Genomic DNA, 8172 nt, shown 5'->3' with positions numbered 1-8172 from the left:
CAGTGGAACCCGGCGGCACCCGGCCGACAACGGGCCACTTCGGCCATCCCGAACACCGGAAGGAGGACCCGCAACAGCCACTGGTCACGGTCTCAAGCCAGGCCGTCACCCACACGAAAGATCCGGGCTAGTCGTTATCAGGACCGCGACGGCAACCGCTTCGAGTGATCGGTGCGCCCCGAATTCCCGCTGCCGGTCGGAATGTCCCGTCAGTACGATTCGCCTGAAGTGCGATCGGACGTCCATGGGAAGAAGGGCTGGTCATGTCGGATCACTTGCAGGACGACAACATCGAGCGGGTTTTCGCCGCTTTCGACCTCGACGGCAACGGCGAAATCAGCTGGGACGACTTCGAGGCGAAGGCCCGCGGGGTGGGCCGGGAGTTCGGGCTCGAAGTCGGCTCACCCGAGGTGCAGGGCCTGGTGGAGGCGTACCAGGAGCTGTGGGACTACATTCGCGGGGCCGATGTCGACGTGGACGACGTGGTGACCAAAGCCGAATTCCAGGAGGCCCGCGGAGCGGGGCGGCTGTCGACCTCGGAACTGCTGGAAAAGTGGCTGGTCGTCTCGGACCGGGTTTTCGACGTGGCCGACCGCGACGGTGACGGCTATCTCGACGGGAACGAGTTCGCGGGCCTCTACCGGGGCGCGGGAATAACCGATCCTCAGGTGGCCGAGATCGCTTTCGCGGCCATGGACGTGGACACCGACGGCCGCATCGACCGGGCCGAACTCCTCGCCAACGTCCAGGGTGTGTTCACCGCGACGGACGAGTCGATGAAGGGCGCCCGCATGCTCAGCGGCGGCTGACCGTTCCGGCCCGGAGTGCCGCCCGCCACCCAGTGTCAGGTCAACCTGACACTGGGTGGCGTTCTGTGTGCCCCGCCAACGCTCCTCGAAGGCCTTCAACGCCTGTCGTCGGCGCCGTGGATCACCAACCGGTTACTGATCACGTGGTGGAGCCGTTGAGCGTGCCCTGAGCAGGCGGGCCTGGATCTCGCGGATGCCTTCGCCGAGGGCGTCGGCACGGTGTCCGACCATCCGGAATCCGCGTGCGCCCGACCTTGGCAGTCCGGTGCCGGCGGGACTATCCGCGATATGCGGAATCGGCCGGTGACGGCGGCCACGCGTTTGTCCGCATCGCGCGGATAGGCCCAAGTGGTGTGGATCACGTAGCGTTCTCCGCGGAAGGTCAGGAATGCCAAAGAACATTACTTTCAGGGTGGTTCTATGTCTGGTTTGGTGTGGCGTCGACTGTTGACCGGGGTGGCTTTTGCGGCCGCGCTGGTGACGTTTACCGCGGGTCCGGCGCAGGCAGCTACGGAGAGGTGCTTCACGGAACAATATTCCGATGGCGCGCGGGTCGTGCCCGGTAGCGACAATTCGCACAGGACGCGGTCGGTCGGGCGGCAGCAGGCGGCCAAGACGTGGGACGACTGGGTCTGGCGGGGTCGACTGGACAGGTGCCCGTCCGCGCCCGGTGCGAGGGAGTGCCAATTCACGATCTCGGAGTCGAAGACGACGACATCGGGCTGGAACATCGGCGGAGGGGTCGAACTGGGTAACGCCAGTTCGCCTACCAAGAAGTGGTACAACGTCGTCGCGGGCCTGGTCGGCGGGTACGGCAGGTCGACCCAGGTTTCGACCACTTACGACAGGACGGTGACCGTCTCCCCTGGTTCCAGCGTCCAGCCGGTTCAGGTGGTCGTCCGCCGGTGGATCCAGGGTGACTATGTCGGCGGCTGGGTCCGGACGAATCGCACGTGCGGTGGTTATCCGATCGCCAACACGGTCTACGAATGGCGTGGTGAGCACCGGTTCGGTCGGTGGACGACGAACCAGCGGGTGCATGAGTTCGGTTCGTTCGCGATCAACGGCCGTCTCACCTGAGCGGCCAACTCGACAGCCTACTTCCCATCGCAGTGAAAGGTGGCCTCGTGGCAACCATGGACATGAGCACGACGAAGGATCGGCGGTCGACCCGGGCCGCAATGGTGGTACTGGCCGTGTTGACCGTGCTGGGGTCGGTCGTTCTCGCGATCGCCACCCCCGGAAAGGCCGACGCGCAGTCCGGATCACGCGTCTGCGGCGCGTCGTGGCGGATCTGGCCGGACGGCAAGGAACACGTCTACGTCAAGGTCATCGAGGTCCCGAAGACCGACGGAACGTCCTGCAAGGCGGCAATGGACCGGCTCGACCACATCGGTGGGCTCTTCAAACTCAGGCCGGACTGGAGGAAGTACAATTGGCCCCAGTCCGACCAGGTTCGCAATTGGATCTGCGAAGACCTCGGTCGGCTCGTGCGCGGAACCTACGGATACGACCCCTGCCTCAACATGAAGCGGGCCGACCACTTGATGGAGGCGCGCACCCGTGCGCCCAGCGAGTTCGTCTGGCCGTAATCGCCAACGGCGATGTCGAATCGCACGACAGTGAAAGTTGTCGAAGACGGGATGAGGCTTTCAGTGCCTGGTTTGGTGTGGCGTCGATTGTTGACCGGGGTGGCTTTTGCGGCCGCGTTGGCCACGTTCACCGCGGGTCCGGCGCAGGCTGCTACGGAGAGGTGCTTCACCGAGCAGTATTCCGATGGCGCGCAGGTCGTGCCCGGCACCGACAATTCGCACAGGACGCGGTCGGTCGCCCGGACTCAGGCGGCCAAGACGTGGGACGACTGGGTCTGGCGGGGTCGGCTGGACAGGTGCCCGTCCGCGCCCGGTGCGAGGGAGTGCCAATTCAAGATCTCGGAGTCGAAGTCGACGACGGCTGAGTGGAACGCCGGCTTTTCGCTCAATCTGGGTAACACCAGTTCGCCTACCAAGAAGTGGTACAACGCCCTCGCGAACGTGACCGCCGGTTATGGCAGGTCGACCACGGTGACGACCGACTACAACAGGACGGTGACCGTCTCCCCTGGTTCCAGCGTCCAGCCGGTCCAGGTGGTCGTCCGCCGGTGGACCCGGGGTGACTACGTCGGCGGCTGGGTCCGGACGAATCGCACGTGCGGTGGTTATCCGATCGCCAACACGGTCTACGAATGGCGTGGTGAGCACCGGTTCGGCACCTGGACGGCGAACCGGCGGGTGCATGAGTTCGGTTCGTTCGCGATCAACGGCCGTATCACCTGAGCGGCCAAACTCGACAGTCCCCCACCTACTTCCCAGCGCAGTGAAAGGTGGCCTCGTGGCAACCATGGACATGAGCACGACGAAGGATCGGCGGTCGACCCGGGCCGCAATGGTGGTACTGGCCGTGTTGACCGTGCTGGGTTCGGTCGTTCTCGCGATCGTCACCCCCGTCACGGCCGAGGCGCAGGCCGGATCACGTATCTGCGGCGCGTGGTGGAAGGCGTACCCCAACAACGGAGAGACTGAGTTGATCTACGCTCAGGTGATCGAGGTCCCGAAGACCGACGGAGTGTCCTGCAAGGCCGCGGCGGACCGCCTGGACCACATCGACCAGCTGTTCAGGCTCAAGCCGGAGTGGAGGCAGTACAACTGGGGCCAGTCCATGCAGGTGTGGAAGTGGAAGTGCGAACACCTCGGCGCGGTCTTCAACGGCAAGTACGGGAATGACCCCTGCCTGAACATGAAGCGGGCGGACCACCTGTCCGAGGCGCGGGACCGCTCACCCAGCCACTTCGTCAACAAGTAGCCGCCTTCTCGACCACGATGCCCGACCACGATGTCCGACCGCGTCCGCCCGGCTCTCCCCCAGGAGATCCGGGCGGACGCTTTTCGGCGCGAAGGCCACCGCACGTCAGGTGGCGCGGACCTGGTCGTTGCGGCCGCGCCGGCAGCGCAGCCGTAGGCGCCGGTCGGTGAACACGGCCCGCTGGACGACGCCTGGATCAGCCCTGGTCCGGGTCGCCCGGCCAGGTCTTCGGCAGAGGTGGGATCTCATCGCGCAGGCAGGCGTCGAGGTCCCGGCGAAACCGCGGCCGCCGCCAGCCGGCGGCCTTGCGGGCGGCCGCGACCACGGCTGTGTCGCCCCACGTGCAGAGGGCCTGTGCCGCTGCGACGCGGACCTTGCGGTGCCGATCGGTCAGCAGGTCGGCCACCAGCCGACGCGCGGGGTGGTCGGCGAAATCCGGTACGGCTCCGGAACGCACGAGCCTGCGGACCCCCAGCACGGCGTTCAGCCGCACCCACTTGCTGCGATCACCCAGCGCGGTCACCAGCACGTCCATCGCGGCCTTGTCACGCGTCTCACCCAGCTGCGAAGCGGCCAGCATGCGGGCTATCGGGCTACCGGTGCGCAGTTGCCTGGTGTAGAGCTCGACCGGGCGCAGCCGTCGCAGTCGGGGCAGCGCCGACGGCATGGACAGCGTCGTCTCGCCCATCATCCACGACCACAGCCGCTCGAACCGCGAGCCGTGATCGATCGGCCGTGACCCGGAGAACCGAAGCGCGTAGTCCGGGTCCCGGTCCGGGTCACGCTCGGCCAGCACCCGGATGAGCAGGTCGCGCAGCTCGTAATCCTTGTCGTCGAACGCCTTGGCCAGCAGTGCGAGCAACGCGTCGTCGTCCTCGGGGCCCTCACCCCGGGCAAGCTCGGCCGCCGCACGCACCCGGTCGTCCTTGTCGGCCGAAGCGATCCGGCCCACCGCTCTCGGCTCGGTCACCGTTCACCGACCGGCGCGGCCCGCCATCTGGTGTAGTGGTTGCAGAGCGGATCGGTGGAATGCACCCCAGTCATCACGAAGTCCCTCCCCGTGGCGGTCTCCTGGACCGCCCCCAGCGCCCAAGAGTACGGGCCGTCGTTCGGGTGACCGTGCCGACCGCAACGTCAGTTCTGTCTTATTTTGTGTGCCGAGCGCTTCCGGCTCGAAAGCGCTCAATGGTATTAAGCGCCCCGGATTGGACGTGAATTTTTTCACAAAATGCCCCGGACCTGCGGCGGAGCTGGTCGCGGAAAATATTTCCGCGTTTTCCGGAATTCTGTCTCGCGGTCGCGGACCGGTGCCCTCTCCAGGCTATCTTTTGCCGGGTCGAACAGCGCCATTGCCGGCCCGGTGACTTCCTGACCCGGTCGGCAGACTCCGTACAAAGGGGGCCCCGATGACATTGGCATCCCAGTTGCCCGACGGTGCGCATGCGTCGGCCGGACCGTCGTCCTTCATCACCAGGCTGACGACGGCCTTGCGGCCGTTGTTGCTCGCCGCGCCCCCGCGGTGCCGGGATGATTTGCAGGCCGCCGTCGCAGCCGTCGTCTCGATGCACGTCGACGCGCTGGCCGACGGCGGCTTCCGGCTGGACGACTGCGTGTCCCGGCTGCGGTCGGTCGGCGCGGACTGGGCCGTCGCCCGACACCCCGTCGACCACCTGCTCGACATGCTGAACACGCTGACCGAGAAGACCGCCGACATCGCCGTTTCCGCGCTCCCGGACGACCGGCCGGACCTGCGCGATGCCGTGGAAGCCGACGTTTTCGAGACCAGCAAGGTCAGTATCGCCGCGGTGCTCGCGGGCTACCAGGAGTCGCGGCAGTGGAAGCCCAGGAAGGTGTTGTCCCCGCACGACAGTCGGGCGTTGGCCACGGCCCTGCTCTGGGGTCTGCGGGTGGATCCCGCCCACGAGTGTGCGCTCGCCGACGGCTATGCGGTGATCGCCGTGGGTCGACAGGACGACGACGAACCGAGCCCGCTACCCGACCGCGTCCACCCGAGCCTGTCGATCGTGCCCGCCGGCCGGCTGGACTACCTCGTGACTCCCGCTGCCGACCGCGGCGCCGCGCGTGCCCGTGCCGACGAACTGCACGGGCAGTTGATCCGTCCTGCCTGGATGGCCGTGGTGTGGCGCTCGCGTTCGGATGTCCCGTCCGGGCGGCGGGAGGTCCACGACACCGTGACCATCGCCGTCGCCTCCAACAGGCCGCCGGACGTCTACGGACTCGACGACATCCTCGTCGAGTACGCGGTGCTCCAGGAGGAGTCGGTGGTGGACAACCTCATCGACAGCATCGCTCCCCTGATGGACCAGTTCCCGTTGGTGCGGGCGCTCGAAGCGTTGCTGGCCGCGAACGGCAACCGGAGCAAGGCCGCGCTGAGCCTGGACATCCACCGCAGCACGCTGGACTACCACCTCAGTCGCGTGGAGGACCTCACCGGCTGGCGGCCGACCTGTCCGCGGGACTTGGAGAACCTGGCCATCGCACTGACGACCTACGCCGTCGTCAACAGCCGGGAAACCCAGACGCCACCCGCCGTAGTGCTCGCCTGATACGCCTGCGGGCATCCCGTGCCGTGAACAAGGGGCCGCCGTGCTTGCTCGCGCACGGCGGCCCCTTGTTCACGAGGACCGGCGGGCCAGTGTGTGTGCGGCCAACGCGGCCCTGAGCACCTGCGCTCCGCGTCGGCTCATCGGGTCCTGGCCGGTCAGCTGCGCGATCCGGGCGATCCGGTAGTCGAGCGTGCTGCGGTGCACGAACAGGTCGTGCGCCGTGTCGTTGCGGTTGAAATCCACGTGCACCAACGCTTTCAGCGTCTCGTAGAGCACCGGTTGGACCGTCATCAGCCGCGCCACTATGGACGCGAGGCTGCCGCTCACGAACTCGTGGCGGGTGACGGCGTACTCCACCAGGAAGTTCGCCAACCGGTACACACCCGGTGAACGCCGGGTCGCGTGTGCCAGGTCGAGGATCTGCACGGCTTCGCGGTACCCGCTGGGGATGTCCGTCCGCTTGCGCGTCGCCACACCCGCGATCAACGACCCGCCGAGCCACTGCTGGAAGTTCTCCACGGTGCGCTGCTGGGCGTGCCGGGGAATCAGGGCGACGATCCCGGTCTCGGTGACCGATACGAAGGTGCCGCTGCCGCCGCACTGGCGCGGCACCTCGGCCACCTGCGCGGCGGGCACGTCGGGGGAGTGCCGCGCTACGAAGACGCAGTACGACTCGGCCAGGGGACCGTGCGTTCCAGGGGGTGGCTCGTCACCCGCGAGCAGAACTGTGATGACGTCGTCCGAATGGTTCCAGGTCCGATCCGGGAGGCGGCGGCGTTCCCGGAGGAGGGCTTCGAACGTTTTCGCCCCGCCCGACGGCCGCCTGGGCTCGGGCGCGATCTGGGATGAGCTCATCCAACCATTCCTCTGCATTCGCTGCGTCGAATAAGTCGCCAAGCGAACAAACTCGCACCCAGGCGGACCGGTGCCTGAACTTTCTTGGGCGATCCGGTCACAGCTGCGACTGGGATGTTTCCGTCACGTTGCGATCGTACAAACACTTGTGGTGATCGGTCAATCGTGGCGCCCGTCCAGGTGGCTGAATCAATCCACGATGTCCGGTCGGGTGATCGCGAGCCGAGCGTGCGGGCTTTAGCCGGTTATGGCACGGCGCGCAAGACCTACCCGTCGGTTCCGTATTTTGACGGAGGGTGAGACCTGCGTCTCGCGGCCGTTAGTAAGGCGTAAGAGCGTGTCTCACGTGGGTTGGGCCGGCATGCTTGTGTCGTGGACAAGCTGGCAGAGCGTCTGGTGCCCGATGAACTGGAGGACTACAAGGATTTGGCAGGCGGGGGTCGCCAGCCTCAGTCCTCAACGAGATGAGCAAGGCGTCATCTTTCAATGAGTGAAACAGTAGACCTGACTTTGCGTGCCGTCCGCAGGCTCGGCAGCACCGTCGATGTGGGAAATTTCCCACCTTTGCCAGGGGCTGACCAGAGGGTGTTAAGGTGGGCTTATGTGCTCTCACCTTCGACAGAAGGTGGGAAGAATCCCACGGAGCAGTGTTGTCGTGCGTCTGCCCGGCACCTCGTCTCCCACGGACTCCAGCATGGACACAGCCAACCACCGGACCAAATACCGTGCCGGAATCGGGCACGCCCCGGACGCGTACTGTCCGCCCCCTGCCAGGGTGGTCACCGTGGGTAACCGGTTGTCCACGCCGTCGTCCCTGGATTCGCGGCCCGTTCCGGGTCCGGCGATCCCCCGGTTCCGCCGGGCCGGCCCCCTCTCGGCCGTGACGAGGGGGCGATCAGGCGCCGGTGGACGAGCATGTCGCCGCCGGCGCCGAGCACGTCGCCCTGCGGGTGCTCGCCGCCGAGGGCGTGAGGGCCTTCCCGCGTGCGCTGTGGCGTCGTCTGGCCCCCGTCTTCCGCTGGTGCTGCGTTCCTCGACGTGCCGGGGTACATCCGGGCAGTTCGCGTCACCCGCATGTGGCCCGTGCGGCCTGCCGGCCA

9 protein-coding genes are annotated in these 8172 nt (G+C 66.8%); 7 read left to right on the top strand and 2 right to left on the bottom strand.

Annotated features, from left to right (window positions below; all coding sequences use genetic code 11):
* Nucleotides 1–263: 263 nt before the first annotated feature.
* The 5 genes from FM051_RS49130 to FM051_RS49110 all read left to right on the top strand — a co-directional run bounded on the left by FM051_RS49130 (nt 264) and on the right by FM051_RS49110 (nt 3650).
* Nucleotides 264–809, top strand: a complete 546-nt coding sequence (locus FM051_RS49130) for an EF-hand domain-containing protein (protein ID WP_158854775.1) — start codon at nt 264–266, stop codon at nt 807–809.
* 420 nt (nt 810–1229) lie between these two features.
* Nucleotides 1230–1889 carry a hypothetical protein gene (locus FM051_RS49125; protein ID WP_158854771.1) on the top strand — a complete coding sequence of 220 codons (660 nt, stop codon included), beginning with the start codon at nt 1230–1232 and terminating at the stop codon, nt 1887–1889.
* Between the two features lie 47 nt (nt 1890–1936).
* Complete coding sequence (locus tag FM051_RS49120) at nt 1937–2401, top strand: hypothetical protein (RefSeq protein WP_158854769.1); 465 nt, start codon at nt 1937–1939, stop codon at nt 2399–2401.
* A 12-nt stretch (nt 2402–2413) separates the two neighbouring features.
* Entirely contained in the window at nt 2414–3124 is a 711-nt protein-coding gene (locus FM051_RS49115; protein WP_202919513.1) for a hypothetical protein, read from the top strand.
* A gap of 55 nt (nt 3125–3179) precedes the next feature.
* A complete protein-coding gene (locus tag FM051_RS49110; RefSeq protein ID WP_158854767.1) occupies nt 3180–3650 on the top strand; it encodes a hypothetical protein in 471 nt (156 codons plus the stop codon).
* Nucleotides 3651–3846: 196 nt separating this feature from the next.
* Here the strand turns inward: FM051_RS49110 and FM051_RS49105 are convergent, their stop codons facing one another.
* Nucleotides 3847–4620, bottom strand: coding sequence for a HEAT repeat domain-containing protein (locus tag FM051_RS49105; RefSeq protein ID WP_158854765.1), 774 nt, complete (start codon nt 4618–4620; stop codon nt 3847–3849).
* A gap of 436 nt (nt 4621–5056) precedes the next feature.
* Here FM051_RS49105 and FM051_RS49100 point away from each other — a divergent pair, with 436 nt between their 5' ends.
* Entirely contained in the window at nt 5057–6217 is a 1161-nt protein-coding gene (locus FM051_RS49100; protein ID WP_158854764.1) for a PucR family transcriptional regulator, read from the top strand.
* 69 nt (nt 6218–6286) lie between these two features.
* On the opposite strand, the gene FM051_RS49095 is transcribed toward FM051_RS49100, so the two are convergent.
* Nucleotides 6287–7072, bottom strand: a complete 786-nt coding sequence (locus FM051_RS49095; protein WP_158854762.1) for a PucR family transcriptional regulator — start codon at nt 7070–7072, stop codon at nt 6287–6289.
* Nucleotides 7073–7977: 905 nt separating this feature from the next.
* Between FM051_RS49095 and FM051_RS52915 the strand changes: the two genes are divergently transcribed.
* The coding region (locus FM051_RS52915; protein ID WP_238413252.1) for a hypothetical protein at nt 7978–8172 on the top strand (195 nt) is incomplete at its 3' end.

Origin of the sequence: Saccharothrix deserti (assembly GCF_009769385.1) — a bacterium.
Lineage (GTDB): Bacteria > Actinomycetota > Actinomycetes > Mycobacteriales > Pseudonocardiaceae > Actinosynnema > Actinosynnema deserti.
Note: the sequence above shows the minus strand (reverse complement) of the source record. Positions and strands in the feature narration are given on the sequence as shown.

Excerpts from the sequence above, each read along its gene's own strand:
- FM051_RS49130 (WP_158854775.1), top strand. The coding sequence starts at position 264 with ATGTCGGATCACTTGCAGGACGACAACATCGAGCGGGTTTTCGCCGCT.
- FM051_RS49125 (WP_158854771.1), top strand. The coding sequence starts at position 1,230 with ATGTCTGGTTTGGTGTGGCGTCGACTGTTGACCGGGGTGGCTTTTGCG.
- FM051_RS49115 (WP_202919513.1), top strand. The coding sequence starts at position 2,414 with ATGTCGAATCGCACGACAGTGAAAGTTGTCGAAGACGGGATGAGGCTT.
- FM051_RS49100 (WP_158854764.1), top strand. The coding sequence starts at position 5,057 with ATGACATTGGCATCCCAGTTGCCCGACGGTGCGCATGCGTCGGCCGGA.
- FM051_RS49095 (WP_158854762.1), bottom strand. The coding sequence starts at position 7,072 with ATGAGCTCATCCCAGATCGCGCCCGAGCCCAGGCGGCCGTCGGGCGGG.